The sequence below is a fragment of the Aureimonas sp. Leaf427 genome (assembly GCF_001425485.1).
In the GTDB taxonomy this organism is placed as follows: Bacteria; Pseudomonadota; Alphaproteobacteria; order Rhizobiales; family Rhizobiaceae; genus Plantimonas.
In genome coordinates, this window is the sequence record NZ_LMQW01000023.1 from 227,462 (window position 1) to 248,912 (window position 21,451).

General features: G+C 66.9%; 23 protein-coding genes. 10 read left to right on the forward strand and 13 right to left on the reverse strand.

The window, feature by feature from the left end:
* The first annotated feature begins 567 nt into the window (after positions 1 to 567).
* Positions 568 to 3,450: a ribonuclease E/G gene (locus ASG62_RS14410; RefSeq protein WP_056691601.1), complete on the forward strand. Its 2,883-nt coding sequence runs from the start codon at positions 568 to 570 to the stop codon at positions 3,448 to 3,450.
* 86 nt (positions 3,451 to 3,536) lie between these two features.
* Here the strand turns inward: ASG62_RS14410 and ASG62_RS14415 are convergent, their stop codons facing one another.
* Positions 3,537 to 4,646, reverse strand: coding sequence for a pyridoxal phosphate-dependent aminotransferase (locus ASG62_RS14415; protein ID WP_056691602.1), 1,110 nt, complete (start codon positions 4,644 to 4,646; stop codon positions 3,537 to 3,539).
* A gap of 284 nt (positions 4,647 to 4,930) precedes the next feature.
* On the opposite strand from ASG62_RS14415, the gene ASG62_RS14420 reads away from it, so the two are divergent.
* The 5 genes from ASG62_RS14420 (at position 4,931) to aat (ending at position 9,831) form a co-directional block, all read left to right on the forward strand.
* Positions 4,931 to 6,289, forward strand: a complete 1,359-nt coding sequence (locus ASG62_RS14420; RefSeq protein WP_082537042.1) for a M48 family metalloprotease — start codon at positions 4,931 to 4,933, stop codon at positions 6,287 to 6,289.
* A 25-nt stretch (positions 6,290 to 6,314) separates the two neighbouring features.
* Entirely contained in the window at positions 6,315 to 7,070 is a 756-nt protein-coding gene (locus ASG62_RS14425; RefSeq protein ID WP_056691605.1) for a DsbA family protein, read from the forward strand.
* 223 nt (positions 7,071 to 7,293) lie between these two features.
* Positions 7,294 to 7,782 carry an acetyl-CoA carboxylase biotin carboxyl carrier protein gene (accB, locus tag ASG62_RS14430; protein ID WP_056691608.1) on the forward strand — a complete coding sequence of 163 codons (489 nt, stop codon included), beginning with the start codon at positions 7,294 to 7,296 and terminating at the stop codon, positions 7,780 to 7,782.
* A gap of 8 nt (positions 7,783 to 7,790) precedes the next feature.
* Positions 7,791 to 9,140, forward strand: a complete 1,350-nt coding sequence (gene accC, locus ASG62_RS14435) for an acetyl-CoA carboxylase biotin carboxylase subunit (RefSeq protein ID WP_056691611.1) — start codon at positions 7,791 to 7,793, stop codon at positions 9,138 to 9,140.
* Positions 9,141 to 9,147: 7 nt separating this feature from the next.
* A complete protein-coding gene (aat, locus tag ASG62_RS14440; protein WP_056691615.1) occupies positions 9,148 to 9,831 on the forward strand; it encodes a leucyl/phenylalanyl-tRNA--protein transferase in 684 nt (227 codons plus the stop codon).
* Here the strand turns inward: aat and ASG62_RS14445 are convergent.
* From ASG62_RS14445 to gatB, 4 genes are all read right to left on the reverse strand, one after another.
* A complete protein-coding gene (locus ASG62_RS14445) occupies positions 9,771 to 10,151 on the reverse strand; it encodes a DUF2155 domain-containing protein (RefSeq protein ID WP_056692195.1) in 381 nt (126 codons plus the stop codon). The genes aat and ASG62_RS14445 overlap by 61 nt on opposite strands.
* Positions 10,152 to 10,521: 370 nt before the next feature.
* A complete protein-coding gene (locus tag ASG62_RS14450; protein WP_056692198.1) occupies positions 10,522 to 10,902 on the reverse strand; it encodes an NADH:ubiquinone oxidoreductase subunit NDUFA12 in 381 nt (126 codons plus the stop codon).
* Between the two features lie 113 nt (positions 10,903 to 11,015).
* Positions 11,016 to 11,510: a GNAT family N-acetyltransferase gene (locus ASG62_RS14455; RefSeq protein WP_056692201.1), complete on the reverse strand. Its 495-nt coding sequence runs from the start codon at positions 11,508 to 11,510 to the stop codon at positions 11,016 to 11,018.
* A gap of 2 nt (positions 11,511 to 11,512) precedes the next feature.
* Positions 11,513 to 13,012, reverse strand: a complete 1,500-nt coding sequence (gene gatB, locus ASG62_RS14460) for an Asp-tRNA(Asn)/Glu-tRNA(Gln) amidotransferase subunit GatB (protein ID WP_056691618.1) — start codon at positions 13,010 to 13,012, stop codon at positions 11,513 to 11,515.
* A gap of 133 nt (positions 13,013 to 13,145) precedes the next feature.
* Here gatB and ASG62_RS14465 point away from each other — a divergent pair, with 133 nt between their 5' ends.
* On the forward strand, positions 13,146 to 13,718 hold the full coding sequence (locus tag ASG62_RS14465; protein ID WP_056691621.1) for a Uma2 family endonuclease: 573 nt from the start codon (positions 13,146 to 13,148) through the stop codon (positions 13,716 to 13,718).
* A 3-nt stretch (positions 13,719 to 13,721) separates the two neighbouring features.
* Here ASG62_RS14465 and ASG62_RS14470 read toward each other — a convergent pair whose 3' ends face one another.
* The 6 genes from ASG62_RS14470 to ASG62_RS14495 form a co-directional block, all read right to left on the reverse strand.
* Positions 13,722 to 13,964 (reverse strand): hypothetical protein, encoded by a 243-nt coding sequence (locus tag ASG62_RS14470; RefSeq protein ID WP_056691624.1) that lies wholly within the window; start codon positions 13,962 to 13,964, stop codon positions 13,722 to 13,724.
* A gap of 25 nt (positions 13,965 to 13,989) precedes the next feature.
* A complete protein-coding gene (locus ASG62_RS14475; RefSeq protein WP_156382154.1) occupies positions 13,990 to 14,256 on the reverse strand; it encodes a chorismate mutase in 267 nt (88 codons plus the stop codon).
* 50 nt (positions 14,257 to 14,306) lie between these two features.
* Positions 14,307 to 15,788, reverse strand: coding sequence for an Asp-tRNA(Asn)/Glu-tRNA(Gln) amidotransferase subunit GatA (gatA, locus tag ASG62_RS14480; protein ID WP_056691627.1), 1,482 nt, complete (start codon positions 15,786 to 15,788; stop codon positions 14,307 to 14,309).
* Positions 15,785 to 16,264: a GNAT family N-acetyltransferase gene (locus ASG62_RS14485; RefSeq protein ID WP_056691630.1), complete on the reverse strand. Its 480-nt coding sequence runs from the start codon at positions 16,262 to 16,264 to the stop codon at positions 15,785 to 15,787. The genes gatA and ASG62_RS14485 overlap by 4 nt, the downstream gene beginning before the upstream one ends.
* On the reverse strand, positions 16,261 to 16,548 hold the full coding sequence (gene gatC / locus ASG62_RS14490; RefSeq protein ID WP_056691633.1) for an Asp-tRNA(Asn)/Glu-tRNA(Gln) amidotransferase subunit GatC: 288 nt from the start codon (positions 16,546 to 16,548) through the stop codon (positions 16,261 to 16,263). The genes ASG62_RS14485 and gatC overlap by 4 nt, the downstream gene beginning before the upstream one ends.
* Before the next feature lie 92 nt (positions 16,549 to 16,640).
* Complete coding sequence (locus ASG62_RS14495; protein WP_056691635.1) at positions 16,641 to 17,342, reverse strand: metal-dependent hydrolase; 702 nt, start codon at positions 17,340 to 17,342, stop codon at positions 16,641 to 16,643.
* 125 nt (positions 17,343 to 17,467) lie between these two features.
* On the opposite strand from ASG62_RS14495, the gene ruvX reads away from it, so the two are divergent.
* Complete coding sequence (gene ruvX, locus ASG62_RS14500; protein ID WP_056692206.1) at positions 17,468 to 17,950, forward strand: Holliday junction resolvase RuvX; 483 nt, start codon at positions 17,468 to 17,470, stop codon at positions 17,948 to 17,950.
* Between the two features lie 76 nt (positions 17,951 to 18,026).
* Here ruvX and ASG62_RS14505 read toward each other — a convergent pair whose 3' ends face one another.
* Positions 18,027 to 18,401 carry a DUF6105 family protein gene (locus ASG62_RS14505; RefSeq protein ID WP_056691638.1) on the reverse strand — a complete coding sequence of 125 codons (375 nt, stop codon included), beginning with the start codon at positions 18,399 to 18,401 and terminating at the stop codon, positions 18,027 to 18,029.
* The gene (locus tag ASG62_RS14510; RefSeq protein ID WP_056691641.1) at positions 18,398 to 18,991 is read right to left on the reverse strand and encodes a hypothetical protein; all 594 of its coding nucleotides are present in this window, start codon (positions 18,989 to 18,991) and stop codon (positions 18,398 to 18,400) included. Before ASG62_RS14510 ends, ASG62_RS14505 begins: the two co-directional genes overlap by 4 nt.
* A 197-nt stretch (positions 18,992 to 19,188) precedes the next feature.
* Here ASG62_RS14510 and ASG62_RS14515 point away from each other — a divergent pair, with 197 nt between their 5' ends.
* Together ASG62_RS14515 and ASG62_RS14520 are read left to right on the forward strand one after the other, a co-directional pair.
* A complete protein-coding gene (locus tag ASG62_RS14515; protein ID WP_056691644.1) occupies positions 19,189 to 20,136 on the forward strand; it encodes an aspartate carbamoyltransferase catalytic subunit in 948 nt (315 codons plus the stop codon).
* Positions 20,133 to 21,449, forward strand: coding sequence for a dihydroorotase (locus ASG62_RS14520; RefSeq protein ID WP_056691646.1), 1,317 nt, complete (start codon positions 20,133 to 20,135; stop codon positions 21,447 to 21,449). The genes ASG62_RS14515 and ASG62_RS14520 overlap by 4 nt, the downstream gene beginning before the upstream one ends.
* The last annotated feature ends 2 nt before the right edge of the window (positions 21,450 to 21,451 follow it).

A 21,451-nucleotide genomic window follows, 5' to 3' on the forward strand; every position in this document is an offset into this window, starting at 1 on the left:
AACAGGCGTCTATCCGACCTGCCGCAGGGCGAGCACTTGTGTCTTCTGCTCGCGCATCATAAAAGCGGAAGTGAGGCTGGGAAGACTCGAAAGCCCGATCTCCTTCCAGCCCGAGGCGCCGCAGGATCGACGACCGACATTCGGACCCGCCTGTCCTTGGCTGCATCTCGAAAGATCCCGTCGTCACGGGGTCGGTTTCCGGTCTTCCGATCTCAAGCCGGCCTTCAAGATCTCAGGGATGGGGTCGTTTCGGAACTCGTTCCGAACGTCACGTTTCAAGCGGGTTCGCACCGGCAGTCGGGGCGTGCCGCGCACAAGGTTCATCGGTCGTCCAAGGGCGGCCATTCATTGTCGCAGGTCGTTCAGCAGTGTCGCCAGCCACCATCGGATCATGGACGCTTCAGCCCGAGCCATACGAGCCTCGGCGCCGGCCCTCCGATGCCCAATTTCTGGGAAATGCCGGGACACGCAGCAGAGCCGCCTTAGCGGACACGCCTCCCCCCGTACGCATCCGAGCACTGAACGCCGGACGACGCGCCGAGGCCGGTGTCCGGGAGTTCATGTCCCATGGCCAACAAGATGCTGATCGATGCGTCTCATCCAGAAGAGACGCGGGTCGTCGTCGTCCGGGGTAGCCGGATCGAAGAGTTCGATTTCGAATCCGAGCACAAGAAGCAGATCAAGGGCAATATCTACCTCGCCAAGGTGACGCGGGTCGAACCCTCCCTCCAGGCCGCCTTCGTCGAATATGGCGGCAACCGCCACGGCTTCCTCGCCTTCAGCGAAATCCATCCCGACTACTACCAGATCCCCGTCGCCGACCGTCAAGCGCTGATGGAGGACGAGCTCGCCCGGGCGCAGGAAGAGGAAGAGGCCGACGATCGCAAGGCGCGCGAGCGCTCGCGCCGCGAATCCGAATCCAAGGCCCGCGCTCCGAAGGGCGACAGCGTCTCCGAGGAGGCTTCCGAGGACGACGAGGTCGAAAGCCTCGACGGCTCGCATGACGGCGACGATCTTTCCGAGAACGAACACGAAGCCCCCGAACTGATCTCCGACGAAGGCGGTCACGACGACCACGGCCCGGACGAGACCTCCGAGGGCGACGAGGGCGTGACCGAGATCAACGGCGAGTCCGAAGGCGGCGCGGAAAGCCCCTCCGGCCGTCGCCGCGGCGGACGCCGCTCGCGTTCGCGCGGCCGGTCTTCCGGCGGATCGAGTGACGAGGCGCCGCGCGACGGCGAAGAGGCCGAGGAGGTCGATCAGCTCGGCGCCGAAGACGCGATGGAGGAGGTTCCGCTTCGCCAGCCGCGCGCGCCGCGCAAGCAGTACAAGATCCAGGAGGTGATCAAGCGCCGCCAGATCCTGCTCGTCCAGGTCGTCAAGGAGGAGCGCGGCAACAAGGGCGCGGCCCTCACTACCTATCTCTCGCTCGCCGGCCGCTACTCGGTTCTCATGCCGAACACGGCGCGCGGCGGCGGCATTTCCCGCAAGATCACGAACGTCGCCGACCGCAAGCGCCTGAAGGAAGTCGCCAAGGAGCTCGAAGTCCCGCGCGGCATGGGCATCATCCTGCGCACGGCCGGCGCGATGCGCACGAAGGCCGAGGTCAAGCGCGACTACGAATACCTGATGCGCCTCTGGGAGACCGTGCGCAGCCTGACGCTGTCCTCGTCCGCGCCGACTCTCGTCTACGAGGAAGGCAGCCTGATCAAGCGCTCGATCCGCGATCTCTACAACAAGGATATCGATCAGGTCCTCGTCGCCGGCGAGAACGGCTACCGCGAAGCCAAGGACTTCATGCGGATGCTGATGCCGAGCCAGTCCAAGGTCGTGCAGCCATACCGCGACACGGTGCCGATCTTCGCGCGCGGCGGCATCGAGGCGCAGCTCGACAAGATGCTGCAGCCGCATGTGACGCTGAAGTCCGGCGGCTACATCATCATCAACCAGACCGAGGCGCTCGTCGCCATCGACGTGAACTCCGGCCGCTCGACGCGCGAGCACTCCGTCGAGGACACGGCCTTCCAGACGAACATGGAGGCGGCCGAAGAGGTCGCGCGCCAGCTTCGCCTGCGCGATCTCGCCGGCCTCATCGTCATCGACTTCATCGACATGGACGAGAAGCGCAACAACCGCGCCGTCGAGAAGAAGGTGAAGGAGTGCCTGAAGGACGACCGGGCGCGCATCCAGGTCGGCCGCATCTCGCATTTCGGCCTGATGGAGATGAGCCGCCAGCGCATCCGCGCCAGCGTTCTGGAATCGACGACGCAGCCCTGCCCCGTCTGCGACGGCGTCGGTCACATCCGCTCCAACTCCTCGCTCGCGTTGCACGTCATCCGTGCCGTCGAGGAGCATCTGCAGAAGCAGGAGACGCACGATCTCATCGTGAAGGTTCCGACCGCGACCGCGCTCTACGTTCTCAATGAGAAGCGCTCGCGCATCGAGGAGCTGGAGCGCTATCACGGCCTTCGCATCATCGTGCAGGCCGACGACAGCCATGGCCACCAGCATTGCGCCATCGAGCACGGCGCGGAAGCCGTTCGCCGCGAGCCGCGGCCGGAGGTCGCCAACCCGCTGTCGATCGCCTTCGACGAGATCGAGGACGAGGATTTCGAGGAGGCGGAGACCGAGGAGGTCGTCGTCGCCGAAGCAGCCGAGCCTGCCGAGGAAAGCGTCTCCGGCGACGAATCCAGCGAAGAGCGGGGCCGCCGCAAGCGTCGGCGTCGTCGTCGGCGCGGTGGCTCGGAAACCGGTGAAAACGGTGAGAGCGGCGAGACGGAAGCGTCCGATCTCGACGCCGCCGGCGACGACCAGCTCGACGCGATCGGCTCCGACGAGAGCGCCGAGACGGACGGTCAGACCTCGAGCGAAACCGTCTCTGCGGATGACGCTTCGGATGAAGAAAGCCGCCTTCGCAAGCGCCGTCGGCGCGGTCGCCGCGGCGGTCGCAAGACGCGCGACGGCGAAGAGGGCGAGGTCTCGGCCGAGTCCGCCGAGGGCGATGCCGACGAAACGGCGGAGGCCGTCTCCGAGGATCGTGTCGCGGTCGCGGCTCCGATGATCGAGGAGCCCAGCGACATCCCCGCGCCGGAAGCCCATCGCGGCGAAGAGCCAGGCGATGCCGACGCTGCGGGTGCAGCCCTTGCCGACGTGCTCGTTGCCGGGATCGTGCCGGACGCGACTCCCGAGCCCCGCGAAGAGCCGGCGGCTGTGGACAGCCAGCCTGCGACGCGAGAGGCCGAAGCTGCCAATGCGGTCATGACGGCCGAGCCGGTCGCCGAGGCTGCGCCCGTCGAGGCCGCCGTACCGTCGCGCGAGCCGGAAGCGGAAACCCCTGCGGCACCCGCTCCGTCCGCGCCCCGCGAACCTCAGCTGACCACGAGCACCGGCGAGGCGGAAAGCGACAAGCCCAAGCGCACGGGCTGGTGGGCTCGGAAGAGCTTCTTCTAAGAAGCCCGATCGCCCGACGATAGAAAAGAAGGGAGCGGATCGTCCGCTCCCTTCTTCATTTCGGGCCAATACGATGCGGCCGGGAGCTACGCTTTCAGATGAGCCGCGATACGATCGAGGGCTTCGCTGAGGGCGGCGAAGTCGCAGGCATACGAGAGGCGCACGAAGGCCTCGCCGCGGCGGGTGTCGAAGTCGATCCCCGGCGTGATCGCGACATGGCAGTCGTGGAGGATGCGGCGGGCGAAATCGGTCGATGTGCCCTCGCCCTCCGGCACGCGCGCATAGGCGTAGAAGGCCCCGTCGATCGGGGCGAGATCGTGAAAGCCGAGTTCGGGCAGGCGCGCCGCGAGGAGATCGCGGTTGCGCCGGTAGCCGTCGCGCACCGGCAGGAGATCCGCCGAAGCGTCCAGCACGGCCTCGGCGGCGACCTGCGATAGCTCGGGCGCGGAGATGTAGAGGCTCTGGCCGATGCGCTCGCAGGGGCGCACGAGATCTTCCGGCAGCACGAGCCATCCGATCCGCCAGCCGGTCATGCAGTAGAACTTCGAGAAGGAGTTCACGACGATCGGCGCATCGGAAAATTCGAGCGCCGTCGTGTCGCGCTCGCTGTAGATCAGTCCGTGATAGATCTCGTCGGACACGAAGCGGATGCCCGCTTCTTGCGTGAAGGCGACGAGGCGGGCGAGTTCGGCATGGGGCGTCACGGTGCCGGTCGGGTTGGCGGGGCTCGCCACGAGCACGCCGGCGAGCGGGCGCTCGCGATGCGCGGCCGCCAGATGATCGGCGTCGAGAACATATCCGCAGGACGTGTCGACCTCGATCTCGACGGGCTCGATCCCGAGCGCCTTCAGGATGTTGCGATAGGCAGGATAGCCGGGCGAGGCGATGGCGACGCGGTCGCTGGGGTCGAAGGCGGCCAGGAAGGCGAGGTTGAAGGCGGCGGAGGAGCCCGTGGTGATCATGATCCGCCGCGCCGGCACGTCCTGCCCGTAGACCTCGGCATAGTGGCGCGACAGGCGCTCGCGCAGCGAGGCCCGGCCGAGCGCGTCCGTATAGCCGATGCGGCCATCCGCCAGGAGCTTCGAGGCCGCGTCCAGGGCGACGCGGGGCGCCGGGGCCGCCGGCTGGCCGACCGCGAGCGAGATGACCTTCTCGCCCCGCGCGATCATGCGGTTGGCTTCCGAGAGAACATCCATGGCTCGGAACGGATCGACCGCCGATCGACGCGACGCTTTCCATCGGGGCTGTTGCTCCAAGACGATGCTCCTTCGTGCTAACTGAACAGGGCGCAGCGCGCCCGGCATGCTACGTGGATGGGGCGCGATGCGCCCGGCATGCCATGACCGAAAGGCGCGCACTTGCTCCGGTCCGTTTGCGCCTCACAAACGCCGGATTGGAATGTGGAGACGGGTTCGGCCCGGAACAGGTGGGCGGCGCGGCCTTTCCCGATCGCCCGGACCGTGGAGACGAGAGAAGCCCGATGATCGCTCGCTTGACAACCTGCCTCGTCGCCTGCGCCGCCATGGTGCTCGCGCCGTTGGGGGCGCAGGCCGCCCCGGCCTCCAAGGGCAACGTGCCCGTGGTGCGCGACGCCGAGATCGAGGGGCTGGTCAAGGACTACACCGTGCCGATCCTGAAGGCCGCAGGCCTGTCGCGGTCGGGCATCGAGATCGTCTTGGTCAACAGCCCGGAGTTCAATGCCTTCGTCTCGGGCCGGCGCATCTTCGTCAACACCGGCACGATCCTCGGGTCCGACACGCCGAACGAGCTGATCGGCGTCCTCGCCCACGAGGTCGGCCATCTCGCCGGCGGCCATCAGCAGCGCCTGCGCGAGCAGCTGGAAACGGCGCGCCGGATCGCCCTCATCGCCGGTATCTTGGGCGCGACGGCTGCCGTGGGCGGCGCCGTCGCGGGCGAATCGGGCATTGCCCGGGCGGGCTCGGGCATCATGGCCGGCGGCGGCACGGTCGCGGCGCGCGGGCTCATGTCCTATCAGCGCTCCGAGGAGATCACGGCCGATCGCTCGGCTCTCGTCTATCTCGAGAAGTCCAAGCAGTCCGCCAAGGGCCTCATCCAGAGCTTCGAGGGGCTGGAGCGCCAGAACCTTCTCGCGGGCGTCTCGCCCAACCGCTACATCTCCTCCCATCCCGCCCCGCGCGACCGCATCGCCCGGCTGGAGACGGTCGCCCGCCAGAGCCCCTATTTCGACAAGGTGGACGATCCCGCGCTCCAGCTTCGCCACGATCTGGCACGGGCGAAGATCGCCGCCTACACCGCCTCGACCACGACGCTCCGCCAGCTCTTCGCCAAGGACCCGCGAGGCCTTGCCGCGACCTATGGCGACGCCATCGCGGCCCATCTCGCGGGCTCGCCCGCCGTCGCCTTGAAGAAGATCGACGCGCTGATCGCCCAGTCCCCGAAGACGCCCTGGTTTCACGAGATCCGCGGCGAGATTCTGATGGAGGCCGGTCGATCCAAGGAGGCCGCCGAGGCCTTCTCGCGGGCGGCCAAGCTCGATCCGACCGGCTCCGGCCTGATCTCCGCCTCCGTCGGACAGGCCCTCGTCACCTCGGGCGATCCCAAGCAGATGAAGACGGCCATTCAATTGATCCGAAAAGGACTTGCGGCCGATCCGTCCAACTCGACGGCCTATCGTTTCCTCGCTATGGCATACGATCAGACCGGCGATGTCGCCTCGGCGGAACTCGCGACGGCGGAAGGGTACTGGAGGAGCGGTGCCATCCGCGATGCCAGGCTCTTCGCCGCCCGCGCGCAACTGAAACTGAAGCCGGGAAGCCCGCAGTGGATTCAGGCCCAGGACATCATCAGCTCGAAGTGAACCGTCTCCCCGGAAGGACGCAGCCTTGACCGCCAGACCGATCCACGCCGCCCTGGCGCTCGCCCTCCTCGGCTCGACCGTCCTGCCCGCGCAGGCCGTGACCGATGCAGAGCGCGGCGAGATTGAGGGCGTCGTGCGCGACTATCTCCTGCGCAATCCGGAGGTGCTCCTGGAGGCGCTGGACGCGCTGAAGATCAAGCAGGCGAACCAGGAGGCGGAGGAGCAGAAGCTCGCCGTCTCGACGGCCGACGCCTCGCTCTACGCCTCGCCCGAGGGCTCGGTTCTCGGCAATCCGAAAGGCGACGTGACGCTTGTCGAGTTCTTCGACTACAATTGCGGCTACTGCAAACGGGCGGCCGCCGATCTCGACGGTCTGATCGAGAGCGACAGGAACCTGCGCGTCGTCCTGAAGGAAATTCCGGTCCTCGGCGACGAGTCGGTGGCGGCGAGCCATGTGAGCCTCGCCTTCCGCCATGTCGCGCCGGAGCGCTACGGAGAGTTCCAGCGCAAGCTCCTCGGCCTTCGCGGCGTCGCCAACGGGGACAGCGCGATCGAGGTGGCCGCCGAGCTCGGCGTCGAGGAGGCCCAGATCCGCACGGCGATGGCGGCACCCGAGGTCGAGGCGGTGATCCAGGAAAACCAGGCGCTCGCGGCGCATCTGAAGGTCGGCGGCACGCCCTTCTACGTCATCGGCAAGGACACCGTGCCCGGCGCGATCGGCCTCGAAGGCCTCGCCGCCAAGGTCGAAGAGGCGCGTCGCTGCAACAGCGCGGCCTGCTGAAAGATCATCCGCCCTTGACAGCATGGCTTTGCGTAGGCCGCGGGGCGGGCTATAGGGCGCACTCCATCATTCTGGCCGCGCCGTTCGTCGGGCGCAGCCTCGAACCGATCCGGCGCGGCTCCGTTACCGCGTTCGAACCAAAACTCCGGGCGACCCGATGCGTCGCCGCGAGCGTCTCACGGGCCGCGAACCGCTCCGGCGGGACCGCCTTGGAAGGAAGACAATGTCGCAGAATGACACCCCGATCGATCGCAGTCTCGTTCGCGAGCTGGCCGACATCCTGAACGACACCGATCTCACCGAGATCGAGGTCGAGCAGGGCTCCCTTCGCGTGCGCGTCTCGCGCCAGAAGGAGTTCACGGGCTACGCGCAGCAGATCCCGATGGGTTATCCGATGCAGCAGGCGCCCTACGGCGCGGCGCCCCAGGGCGGGCCGGTCGCGGCTCCCGCCGCCGCTCCCGTGCCGAGCGGCCCCGAAGTCGGCTCCGTGCCCTCGCCCATGGTCGGCACCGTCTATCTCGCCTCCGGGCCGGATGCCAAACCCTATGTCGAGATCGGCCAGCAGGTCGCCGAAGGGGAGACGATCCTCATCATCGAGGCGATGAAGACCATGAACCAGATCCCGGCGCCCCGCGCCGGCACGATCAAGAAGATCCTCGTCGACAATGCACAGCCCGTCGAATACGGCGAGCCGCTCGTGGTCATCGGGTGACGGGACCGATGTTCAAGAAGGTCCTGATCGCCAATCGCGGCGAGATCGCGCTCCGGGTGCTTCGCGCCTGCAAGGAGCTCGGCATCCAGACCGTCGCCGTGCACTCCACCGCCGACAACACGGCCATGCACGTGCGCCTTGCCGACGAGAGCGTCTGCATCGGCCCGCCCCCCTCGCGCGACAGCTATCTGAACATTCCCCAGATCGTCGCGGCCTGCGAGATCACGGGCGCCGACGCAGTTCATCCGGGCTACGGCTTCTTGTCCGAGAACGCCCGCTTCGCCGACATTCTCGACGCGCACAACATCACCTTCATCGGCCCGACCGCCGACCACATCCGCATCATGGGCGACAAGATCGAGGCCAAGCGCACGGCGCAGCGGCTCGGCATCCCCGTCGTGCCGGGTTCGGACGGCGCGATCACCGAGGACGCGGAGGCCATCCGCGTCGCCAACGAGATCGGCTTCCCCGTCATCATCAAGGCCTCGGCCGGCGGCGGCGGGCGCGGCATGAAGGTCGCCCGGACCTCGGCCGACCTGTCCGACGCCCTGTCCTCGGCCCGCTCGGAAGCCGGCGCCGCCTTCGGCGACGACGCGGTCTATATCGAGAAGTATCTCGAGAAGCCGCGCCACATCGAGGTGCAGGTCTTCGGCGACGGCGCCGGCAAGGCGATCCATCTCGGAGAGCGCGACTGCTCGCTGCAGCGCCGTCACCAGAAGGTCTGGGAAGAGGCGCGCTCTCCCGCGCTGACCGAGGAGCAGCGCGCGTCGATCGGCCAGATCTGCGCCGACGCCATGGCCAAGCTCAGCTATCGCGGCGCCGGGACGATCGAGTTTCTCTACGAGAACGGCGAGTTCTACTTCATCGAGATGAACACGCGCCTGCAGGTCGAGCACCCCGTGACGGAGGCCATCACCGGCCTCGATCTGGTGCACGAGCAGATCCGCGTCGCGGCGGGGCGCGGGCTCTCTCTGACGCAGGACGAGGTGGTCTTCTCCGGTCACGCCATCGAATGCCGGATCAACGCGGAAGACCCGTCCACCTTCGCGCCCTCGCCCGGCAAGATCACGCATTACTACCCGCCGGGCGGTCTTGGCGTTCGCGTCGATTCCGGCATCTACCAGGGCTATTCGATCCCGCCCTTCTACGACAGCCTGATCGGCAAGCTCATCGTCCACGGCCGCAGCCGCTCGGAATGCATGATGCGCCTGCGGCGCGCGCTGGACGAGATCGTGGTCGACGGCGTGAAGACGACGCTGCCGCTCTTCCTCGACCTCATCGAGAATCCCGACATCAAGCGCGGCGACTACGACATCCACTGGCTGGAGAAGTATCTGGCCGCCGGACGGAAGGCCTGACCAAGGCATGGCACGGCAGCGGGGTCCGCGCTTCGAGGTGACGCCGGCGATCCTCCTCAAGGCCTATGGCTGCGGGATCTTTCCCATGGCCGAGACGGCGGAGGACCGGTCGATCTTCTGGGTGGATCCGGAACAGCGCGGCATCCTGCCGCTCGATGCGTTCCATGTGCCGCGCAGCCTGAAGAAGACGATCCGCAAGGGGTCCTTCGACCTGCGCGTCGACACGGCCTTCGCGGCCGTGGTCGACGCCTGCGCCGAGCCGACGCCGGATCGTCCGCAGACCTGGATCAACGCGCAGATTCGCGGCCTCTATCTCGAACTCTTCCACCAGGGGCACGCCCATAGTGTCGAAACCTGGCATGACGGGCGCCTCGTCGGCGGCCTCTACGGCGTCAGCCTCGGGGCGGCCTTCTTCGGCGAGAGCATGTTCTCGCGCGAGACGGATGCTTCCAAGGTGGCGCTGGTGCACCTTCACCGGCGCCTGGTCGAAGGCGGCTATCGCCTTCTCGACACGCAGTTCCTGACGAGCCATCTCGCGCGTTTTGGCGCCTTGGAAATTCCGCGCGCGGACTATCAGATCCGGCTGGAAGCCGCCGTGATGCAGTCCGCCGACTTCGGCGCGCTCGACCGTCAGCCGGCCGGCGCGGCGTCCGACGGCGCCGCCTTGCAGCCCTTCAGCCAGACGTCGTAGATCGGGTGCTCGACGGCGTTGAGGCCGGGCGAGTCCGCGAACATCCAGCCGGTGAAGATGCGCCGCGTCTCGCGGTCGAGCGTGATCTCGTCGACCTCGACGAAGGAATCGGTCTTCGGCGGCACGTTGACGGGGCTGGAATAGCAGACGCGCGGCGTCACCTGCAGCGCGCCGAACTGGACGGTCTCGTCGATCGCGACGTCGAAGGAGGTGATCCGCCCGGTGATCTTGTCGATGCCGGAAAACTCCGCGACCCTGTTCTTCAACCGCTCGGCAGGAGCCGCGGGAGCCGGAACGCCTTCGGCGGGCGGAGCCTCCATCGAAGGCACCGGCTGCTCGCTCGTGCCTGCATCCGGCTCGCTATAGGCCGAGTCCGGATCGTCCTCGATGGTCGGCACCGTGCTGTCCGGCTCGTATTCGAGTGGCGGAAGAGGCTGGCTCTCGACCGGCGCTTCGCCCTGCTGGATGTCGAGGGGCGGCAGGTTCAGATCCTGGGATCGGACCGGCGCGGCGACGAGAAGACATCCCGCGCAGAGCATCGCGAACAGGGTGTTCTTCATCGAAACGAGTTCCCGAAGGCGCCGACGTCGCGCGATGCGCGACGCAAGAAGCATGGCCGTATCCGCATCGCGGGGCTCATCGTGCGAGAGGACGCGGGCGACCGGCCATGAGGCGAGGCCGGGCGTCGTCTCAGGGCTGCCAGGCGTCGTAATCGCCGGTGACGCGCGGGCGCTCCGCCGGGTTCAGAAGCGAGCCCTTGGGACGATAGGCCAGAGCCGTTCCCGTGTGGTTGATCTCGTGCGGCTTCTGCCAAGACTTCGGCACGTAGGTCACGGCGCTCGGCGCGACATCGACCTTGTGGTGCATCCAGCCATGCCAGCCCGGACCGATGGCCGAGGCGTCGGAGGGGCCGTTGTAGATCACCCAGCGGCGCGAGGCGTCGGCGTTCTGATAGTAGACGTTGCCGCGCTCGTCCTCACCGACGCGCTTGCCGAAGCGCCAGGTGTGGAACCGCGTGCCGATCGTCTGACCCTGCCACCACGTGAAGATTTCCAGGAGCCACGTCTTCATCGCGTCCAATCCGAAGGTTTCCGGGACTTATGGCCCCTGCCCCGCCACTTGTCCACCCTTCGCGTTGCGGCAGAAACGGCGCCATCTGGAGGCTGTTTGGAACGTGTATCGGCTCAGCCCAGCTGCTTCTCGAAGATCAGTGCGGGAAGACCGGATTCACCTGCCCCGGCATTCTCCGTACGACCGACAACGGCAAAGCTCTTCAACCGGTAGAAGCCTACGGCCGCGACGTTGGCCTCCTCGACCTCCAGCCTCATGCGTTCGGCTTCCGGGAAGGACGTCTCGATTTCTGCCAAGAGATTGGACCCGACGTTCTGCCTCTGGCAATCCGGGCACACGTAGAGTTGGTGCAGAAGCACCAGCTTCTTGTCGGGAGAAGTCGCCGCGAAGGCCATGCCACCGAGTCGGACACCGTCGTCGGCAACGAGGAACTCCGAGTTCGGTCGCGTCAGCCGGGGTCGCAACGCCTCGACCGAATGCCAGGACGCCGTGATTTCCGACACGCGCTCCACGCCGTAGATCGCATCGTAGGTTGCGTGCCACGCCTCGCCCAATAGGTCGCGGACGGCCGGCAGATCGCCGGTCCCCGCAGTTCGGACGAAGAACACCGTCACTCCAGCCCGAGCTTCGCCTTCACGAGGTCGTTGACGACGCCGGGGCTGGCCTTGCCGCCCATGGAGCGCATGACCTGACCGACGAACCAGCCGGCGAGCGTCGGCTTGGCCTGAGCCTGGGCGACCTTGTCGGGATTGGCGGCGATGATCGCGTCGACGGCCGCCTCGATGGCGCCCGTATCCGTCACCTGCCGCATGCCGCGCGCCTCGACGATCGCCGCGGGATCGCCGCCTTCGGCCCAGACGATCTCGAAGAGATCCTTGGCGATCTTGCCGGAGATCGTCTCGGCGCGGATGAGATCGAGGATGCCGCCGAGCTGGGCGGCGGAAACAGGAGTCTCGTCAATGCCTTTGCCCGCCTTGTTCAAGGCGCCCAGCAGGTCGTTGATCACCCAGTTGGCGGCCTGCTTGGCGTCTCGGCCCTTGGCGAGGTCCTCGAAATAGTCCGCGATCGCCTTCTCCGACACGAGGATCGAGGCATCGTAGGCGGAGAGGCCGCTCTCCGACATGAGGCGGGCGCGCTTGTCGTCGGGAAGCTCGGGCAGATACTGCGCGAGGTCGGCGACATAGGCCGCGTCGAACTCCAGCGGCAGGAGATCGGGATCGGGGAAGTAGCGATAGTCGTGCGCGTCTTCCTTCGAGCGCATGGCGCGCGTCTCGCCCTTTACGGGATCGAAGAGGCGCGTTTCCTGGTCGATCGTGCCGCCATCCTCGATAATGGCGATCTGACGCGCGGCCTCCGCCTCGATGGCCTGACCGACGAAGCGGATCGAGTTGACGTTCTTGATCTCGCAGCGCGTGCCGAACTCGCCGCCGGGCCGGCGCACGGAGACGTTGACGTCGGCCCGCATGGAGCCCTCGTCCATGTTGCCGTCGCAGGTGCCGAGATAGCGCAGGATCGTGCGCAGCTTGGTCAGATAGGCCTTCGCCTCGTCGGCCGAGCGGATATCGGGCTTGGAGACGATCTCCATCAGCGCCACGCCGGAGCGGTTGAGATCGACCAGCGAGAGCGTCGGGCTCTGGTCGTGGATCGACTTGCCGGCATCCTGTTCCAGATGCAGCCGCTCGACGCCGACCTCAACCTCCTCGAACTCGCCCTTGGAGTTCGGGCCGACCAGAACCTGAACGACGCCCTCGCCGACGATCGGGTCCTTGAACTGCGAGATCTGGTAGCCCTGGGGCAGGTCGGGGTAGAAGTAGTTCTTCCGGTCGAAGACGGAGCGATGGTGGATCTCGGCCTTCAGTCCGAGACCGGTGCGGATCGCCTGACGAACGCATTCCTCGTTGATGACCGGCAGCATGCCCGGCATGGCGGCATCGACGAGGCTGACATTGGCGTTCGGCTCCGAGCCGAACTCGGTGGAGGCACCGGAGAAGAGCTTGGACTCCGAGAGCACCTGCGCATGCACCTCCATGCCGACGACGATCTCCCAGTCGCCGGTGGCGCCGGAGAGGAACTTCTTCGGATCGGGCGTGCGGGTGTCGACGAGAGCCATGGGAACGGGTCCGGGAACGATACGGGAAACAGACCCTTCGGCTAGAGGAAAGCGCGGATGGGTTCAAGCTTGGGTGTGGTTTCGCGGTGATCGGACTTGCGATAGGCTCCGTGTGGAAGAAAGGAGTGAGGCGATGAATCTTCAATCTTCGATCGATCTTCCCCGCAGCCTTTCCATCGACGCCTTCTTCGATTGGAGCGAGCATCAAAAGGAACGATACGAGCTCGTTCGAGGAGCGCCGCACATGCAGCCGTGGGTCAAGCGGAACCATTCGCGGATCGCCTCCAACGCCTCGTTCCTTCTCCAAACTCTGTTGAACCGCGATCTCTACGACGTTCACCAGGGCGATTTCGCGATTGCCACGGGTCCATCGACGATCCGCTACGCCGATGTTCTCGTGGAGCCCGCAGGCGCACCCGGACATGCGCGCACAGCGCAGAACGCACTCGTCGTCGTAGAAATCCTGTCTCCGTCAACCGCAGAGGACGATCTCGGACCCAAGCGCCAGGAGTATCAAGGTCTTGAGAGCGTCGAAGCCTATGTCGTTCTCGCACAGGATGAACGCCGGGCTATGCTCTGGACGCGACAAACGGATCGATCTTGGCCGAAGGACCCGCTGATCCTACGCGACGGCGTCGTCGCGATCGAGAAATTGGGAATCGATCTGCCGATCGCCGACCTCTACCGAGGCGTATCGATCGACTGACATTTACAGTGTCCGCAGCGTCGCCACGATCCCCGCCCGCTCCGCCTCCAGATCGCCGGTCTCGACCGGTCGTCCCGCTCGCCGATACCAGTAGGCGGCGTTGCCGAGGTCGCCTTCGAGGCGGTGGAGATGGGCGTGAATCCAGGCGGCGTCCTCGCCGTCGATGTCCTGCACCAAGCGATGCGCACCGTCCCAGTCGCCGGCTTCGAGCCGACGGAGGGCGTCTTCGATGGAGGGATCGGTCAAGTCGAGGGCTCCGCGACGGCGTCGCTCACTCGCCGAGACGGACCTTTTCCTCGGCGATGGCGGCCTGGACGATCCGGCTCCAGATATCGCCGTAGAGGGCGGGATCAAGACCGAGCGCATCGGCTCGCGCCGCCGCATTGGAGACGACTTCCTGAACGCGATCCGGCACATCGGCCGGAATGCCGATGTCCTTCTTCAGCTCCGCCGCGCGATGGATGTAGCCCATTCGCTCCGCGAACAGCGCAATCAGCTCCGCATCGATCAGGTCGATCGCCGCGCGGAGTTCGGTCATGTCTCGGCATTCGGCGGGTGACGCGCGCAAGGATGTCATGCCGACCGCCCTCACCACCACTTGGCGGGTTCGAACCGACCCGCCGCCTTCTCGATCACGCTGGCGACGGAGAAGAGCGTCTCCTCGTCGAAGGGCCGGCCGATCAGCTGAAGGCCGAGCGGCGTGCCCTCGCCGGAGAGGCCGGCCGGAACGGCGAGGCCGGGAAGGCCGGCCATGTTGACCGTGACCGTGAAGATGTCGTTCAGATACATCTTCACGGGATCGGAGTTCATCTCCTGGTCCGCGATGCCGAAGGCGGCCGAAGGGGTCGCGGGGGTGAGCAGCGCGTCGATGCCGTTGGCATAGACCGTCTCGAAGTCACGCCGGATGAGCGTGCGAACCTTCTGGGCGCGGATGTAGTAGGCGTCGTAATAGCCGGCCGAGAGGACGTAGGTGCCGATCATAATGCGGCGCTTGACCTCGCGGCCGAAGCCGCTCGCGCGGGTGTTCTCGTACATGTCCGTCACGTCGCGGCCGGGCACGCGCAGGCCGTAGCGAACGCCGTCGTAGCGGGCGAGATTCGACGAGGCCTCGGCGGGCGCGACGATGTAATAGGCGGGCAGCGCGTATTTCGTGTGCGGCAGCGAGACGTCGACGATCTCGGCGCCGGCCTCGCGCAGCCAGGAAATGCCGGCCTGCCAGACGGCTTCGATCTCGGCCGGCATGCCCTCGACGCGGTATTCGCGCGGGATGCCGATCCTCATGCCCTTCACGGAGCGGCCGACGGCGGCCTCGTAATCCGGCACGGGACGGTCCACCGAGGTCGTGTCCTTCGGATCGACGGAGGCCATGGATTTCAAGAGAATGGCGGCATCGCGCACGTCGCGGGCGATCGGGCCGGCCTGATCGAGCGAGGAGGCGAAGGCGACGATGCCCCAGCGCGAGCAGCGGCCGTAAGTCGGCTTGATGCCAACCGTGCCGGTGAAGGCCGCTGGCTGGCGGATGGAGCCGCCCGTGTCGGTCGCCGTCGCGCCAGCGCAGAGATGAGCCGCGACCGCCGCCGCCGAGCCGCCGGACGAGCCGCCGGGCACGAGGTCGAGGTTCGAGCCCTTGCGGCGCCAGGGATTCTTCACCGGGCCGTAATAGCTGGACTCGTTGGACGAGCCCATGGCGAACTCGTCCATGTTGAGCTTGCCCAGCATGACCGCGCCATCGGCCCAGAGATTGGCCGTGACGGTCGATTCGTAGCGGGGCTCGAAGCCGTCGAGAATGTGCGAGGCCGCCTGGGTGTGGACGCCCTCGGTGGCGAAGAGATCCTTGATGCCGAGCGGGATGCCTTCGAGGGCGCCGGCCGATCCGCCGGCGATCCGCTCGTCGGAGGCCTTGGCCATGGCGCGCGCCTTGTCCGGCGTCACCGCGACATAGGCGTTCAGCGCGCCGTTGGCGGCGTCGATCGCGCCGATATAGGCCTCGGTCAGCTCGGCGGCCGAGAAGGTCTTAGCCGCAAGGGCGTCTCGTGCCTCGGCGATCGTCAGGGCGGTGAGGTCGGTCATGGGGAAAGCTTCTTGTCGTAGAACCGGGAAAAGCCGGAATCGGGATAGTCCAACACGGCGGCGCACTGCCGAAATCCGTTTCGCTCGTAGACGCGCCAAGCCTCTTCGAAACCGGGCGCCTCGCCGGTTTCGAAGACGAGGCGGGCAATGCCGAGGCTCCGCGCTTCCGCCTCGATGCGCGCCACGAGCTTCGAGCCGATGCGGGCACCCCGCGTCTCGGGCAGCGTATACATGCGCTTCACCTCGCCGAGCCCGTCGCCATGGTCCTTCAGCGAGCCCATGCCGACGGCTCGGCCATCGGCATCCCTGGCGACGAGCACGACGATCGAGGGTTCGGCCATCTGCTCGACGGTCAGCTGGAACTGGAACTCCGGCGGCGTGAGGGGTCGCATGGTCGCGTTCAGGGCGGCGACCATGGCGCGCACGTCGTCCTGAAGCGGCGTCTCGGCCGCTATGACGACGCCGTCGCTCGTCATTCGACGACCTTCGGAACCACGAAGAAATGCTCGTCGCGAACCGGCGCGTTGGCCACGATGTCCTCGGCCTTCGAACCGTCGGTGACGATGTCCTGGCGCTTGCGCATCTCGATGGGGATGACGGAGGTCATGGCCTCGACGCCCGAAACGTCGACCTCGCCGAGCTGCTCGACGAAGCCGAGGATGGCGTTCAGCTCGGCGCCCATCGCGGCGACCTCGTCGTCCGTCACCGCGATGCGGGACAGGCGCGCGACACGGCGAACGGTCTGGTGATCGACGGACATCGGGCCCTCGTAGATTCGGCTCGCCCGGACCGAGCCCGGGCACATGCCGCCCGCTATAGCGGCACGCTCCCGGAGTCGCAACAAAGGCCGGCTCAGACCTCGAACGGCACGTTCATCTTGGGGAGAAGCACCCGGTTGCCGTCGCCTTCCATCGCGTCGACGAAGGGCTGGGGATCGCTGTCCAGCGCAGGGATCGTGCCCCAGTGGATGGGAATGACGGTCTTGAAGTTGAAATAGCGCCGGCAGGCGAGCGCGGCGACGGCGGCGCCCATGGTGAAGCGGTCGCCGATCGGGACGAGGCCGATCTCGGGATGATGCAGCTCCTCGATCAGCGCCATGTCGCCGAAAATGTCGGTATCGCCCATGTGATAGACGCTCGGCCCCTCCGAAAAGTGGAAGACGAGGCCGTTCGGCATGCCGAGATAGGTCGTCTCGCCATTGTCGTCGATGGCGGCCGAGGAGTGGAAGGCCTGGGTGAGCGTCACCGAGAAATCGCCGAACTTGATCGTGCCGCCGGTGTTGCCGGGCTCGATCTTCTCGACGCCCTTGCCCTTCAGCCACTGCGCCAGCTCGAAGGTGGCAACGACGCTGGCGCCATGGCGCTTGGCCAGATCGACCGTATCGCCGACATGATCGCCGTGACCATGGCTGAGGACGATATGGGTCAGTCCCTTGGCCGCCGCTTCGAGATCGCCGTCGAAATGCGGATTCCCGGTCAGGAAAGGGTCGATCAGGATGACGGAGCTTCCGCTTTCGATGCGGAAGGCCGAGTGGCCGAAATAGGTCAGTTTCACGATCGTCTCTCCTCGTGGCTCCGCAGTCCCGTCCGGTCTCACCGCCTCGGGAAGCGCCGTGTTAGGTGAGAAGCTGCACCCTCCGGGTCAAGCCGGGCGTGCCCGAGAAGTTGGAGACGAGCCTCATGCCGGTCGTGGACATCGTTGAACTGCAGGATCTCCTGCCGGCCGATCGCTGCATCGCGGGCCTCGATCTCGGCACGAAGACGATCGGGATCGCGGTCTCGGACCTGTCCTTCGGCTTTGCGACGCCGCGCACGCTGATCCGCCGCGCCAAGTTCGCTGCCGATGCCGAAGCGCTGACGGCGCTTCTCGACAAGGAACGTTGCGGCGCGATCGTGATCGGGCTGCCGCTGAACATGGACGGATCGGAAGGACCGCGCGCCCAGTCCACCCGGGCTTTCGTGCGCAACTATCAGCGGCTGGACCCGCGGCCCATCGTCTTCTGGGACGAGCGGCTGTCGACGGTGGCGGCCGAGCGCAGCATGATCTCGGCCGACGTCTCGCGCAAGAAGCGCGGAGAGCGCATCGATTCGGCGGCCGCCGCCTTCATTCTTCAGGGCGCCCTGGACAGGCTTTCTTCGCTGGCGACCGCGAAGCCCGACTGAGAGCCCAAGCCGAAACTCGGACAGGTCGGCTCGACGGCGCTTTTCGCGCCTCGTTTCGTCGACGATCTTGCCGATATCACGCGATATCGGCTGCGCTCGCCTCCTCGCGAGACCCAAAAATCACTCGCCGATCCTCAGCCGCCGAATTTCGGTTTGGGCTCTGAGACCGGGAGGAGCGCTTGGAGACGATGAACCGGGCGATGGCGCGGTGCTTCTTCAGAGCGACGAGCGAGAAGACGATCGCGGTGTCGACGACGAGAGCCTTGGCGACCATGCCGGGAAGCGCGGCCGGATCGACGCCGAGGGTGGAGCCGTAGATCTCGAACACCATCTCGTGGAGTTCTCGGGAGAAGAAGAAGAGGCCGAAGCCGAGATCGTGGAGGGAGATGAAGTACCAGCTCCAGAAGAAGGCGATCGGCAGGAGCCAGAGAAGGAGGAGGCCGCGAATCATGGTCTGTCGTCCTTGCGTGCGCCGGTCGGCTCCTGCTCCGGCCAGGAATAGAGGGCGGCCTGACGGCCCATTCTCTGCGCGAGGGCGGAGAGACCCGCTTCGAATTCCGCCTCCGCCGCATCGCTCTCGGCGGGCTCGACCACGACGAGACGGTCGAAGACGACGGCCGCGATGCTGAGCGCGATGGCGAGCCAGACGAGCCCGCCGCTCGTATCGATCGGCAGAAGCGGCAGGGTCGTCAGCTGCGAGGCGCCGGCCAGCACCGCGACGGCCGCCAGCGCGACGAGCGCCGACAGCTCTCCGCCAGCGCGATTCGAGGCGTCGCGAGCGTGAAGGAGGATGAGGCTGCGGGCGAAGAGACCTACGATGACGAGGCAAGCCGCCGAGACGGCGAGTTCGCCCGCCGGCGGCAGATGGCCGAGAAACGCCCCCACCCCGCCGAACTGCGCCGACACTTCCTGGGGCCAGGGATAGGACGCGACGGCGGCGAGGAGGCCGGGCGCCAAAGCGTTGGCCGCCAGTTCCACGGAAAAAACGCCGAGGAAACCGATCCAGGCGGCGATTGCGACGGTGGTGGCCAGACGCTGCATCTCGGCGGTGATCCTTCGAGGTTTTAAGACTTCGTTAAGACCAGTATCGACCCCGCAAGCCGAACGGCAACGGGTCATCATCGGTTAACCTTAAGAGGCCGGGCCAAGCTCGGCATCGCCCGGTCGATTTCGTGCCCGGGCGAGCCTCCGGTCCAGCTTGCCGCTCGGGCCGCTTTGACCTATAGCCGACCCTCGACATGGACAGCTCAGCGCCCTTCCCTCACCGCCATCTTCTCGGCATTGCGGCGCTTCAGCCGCACGAGATCGAACGGCTTCTCGACCTCGCGGAATCGGAGGTCCAATGGGGCCGGCGCGAGGATAAGAAGCGCTCGGTCCTGAAGGGCCGGACGCAGATCAATCTCTTCTTCGAGGCCTCGACGCGAACCCAGGCCTCCTTCGAGCTGGCGGGCAAGCGGCTCGGCGCCGATGTCATGAACATGTCGGTCGGCAATTCCTCGGTGAAGAAGGGCGAAACGCTCATCGACACCGCCATGACGCTGAACGCGATGCATCCCGACATCCTCGTCGTGCGCCATCACGCGGCCGGCGCGGTGGCGCTTCTGGCGCAGAAGGTCGGATGCGCCGTGGTGAATGCCGGCGACGGCGTCCACGAACATCCGACGCAGGCGCTGCTCGACGCGCTGACGATCCGCCGGCACAAGGGCCGCATCGCGCGCCTCATCGTCACCATCTGCGGCGACGTCCTCCACAGCCGCGTCGCGCGATCGAACATCCTTCTTCTCAATGCGCTGGGCGCCCGAGTGCGCGTGGTGGCGCCCTCGACGCTGCTGCCCTCCGGCATCGAGCAGATGGGCGTCGAGGTCTACAGGCGCATGGACGAGGGGCTGAAGGATGCCGACGTCGTCATGATGCTGCGCCTCCAGCGCGAGCGCATGGCCGGGTCCTTCGTGCCCTCCGTGCGCGAATACTTCCGCTATTACGGGCTCGACGACGTGAAGCTCGCCCATGCCCGGCCCGATGCGCTGGTCATGCATCCCGGCCCGATGAACCGCGGCGTCGAGATCGCCTCGGACGTCGCGGACGGGCCGCAGAGCGTCATCGAGGAGCAGGTCGAAATGGGCGTCGCGGTGCGCATGGCGGTGATGCAGGCGCTCCTGTCCCACAAGGCGGGAGAGGCCGCATGAGCGCCCCGCGTCCGCTCGTCGTCGAGAATGTCCGCATCGTCGATCCCTCGCGCCGGCTCGACGAGACCGGCACGCTGATCGCCCACGAAGGCCGCATCCTCGCGGCCGGCGCGGAGGCGCGTGGCCAGGGGCACCCGGAGGGCGCCGAGATCGTGGACGGGCGCGGCCTTCTCGCCTTGCCCGGCCTCGTCGATGCGCGCGTCTTCATCGGCGAGCCCGGCGGAGAGCACCGCGAGACCATCCGCTCGGCCAGCCGCGCCGCGGCGGCCGGCGGCATCACCTCGATCCTCACCATGCCGAACACCAATCCGGTGGTCGACGACGTGGCGCTCGCCCAATACGTGATGCGCACGGCGCGCGAGACGGCCTTCGTCAACGTCTTTCCCGCGGCCGCCCTGACGCGCGGCCTCGAGGGCAAGGAGATGACCGAGATCGGCCTCTTCACCGAGGCCGGCGTCAGCGCCTTCACGGATGGAAGACAGACCATCCGCAATTCGGGGCTTCTGCGGCGGATCATGACCTATGCGCGGGATTTCGACGCGCTGATCATGCACGAGACGCAGGATGCCGATCTCACCGGCGCCGGCGTGATGACGGAGGGGCTGCTCGCCTCCTGGCTCGGCCTTCCCGCCGCGCCGCGCGAGGCCGAGATCATCCCTCTGGAGCGCGATCTGCGCCTCGCCGCCCTCACCGGCTGCCGCTATCACGCGGCCGGCATATCGGTCGCGGCCTCCGCCGAAATCCTGCGGGCCGCCAAGCGCTCAAACCGGCGCGTCACCGCGGCCGTGTCGATCAACCATCTCTCGCTGAACGAGAACGATATCGGCGAGTACCGCACCTTCTTCCGCCTCGTGCCGCCCCTGCGCGCCGAGGACGACCGGCAGGCCATGGTCGAGGCCCTGGCGGACGGCACGATCGACATCATCGTCTCCGCGCACGACCCGCACGACGCCGACGGCAAGCGCCACCCCTTCGCGGAAGCCGAAGCCGGGGCGATCGGCCTCGAGACGCTGCTGCCCGCCGCGCTCCGGCTGCATCATTCCGGTGCGGTTCCGCTGATGCGCCTCGTGGAGGCCATGACCTCGGCCCCGGCGGCGCTCTTGAAGCTCGATCGCGGCACGCTGAAGCCGGGCGCTCCCGCCGATCTCTGCCTCGTCGATCCGAACGCGCCCTTCATCTATTCCAAGGACCGCATCCGGTCGAAATCCAAGAACACCGCCTTCGAGAACGCGCGCTTCCAGGGCGAGGTCCTGCGGACCGTCGTCGGCGGACGCACCGTGTTCGAAGCGGAGCGCGCACCGAGAGAAGCCTGACC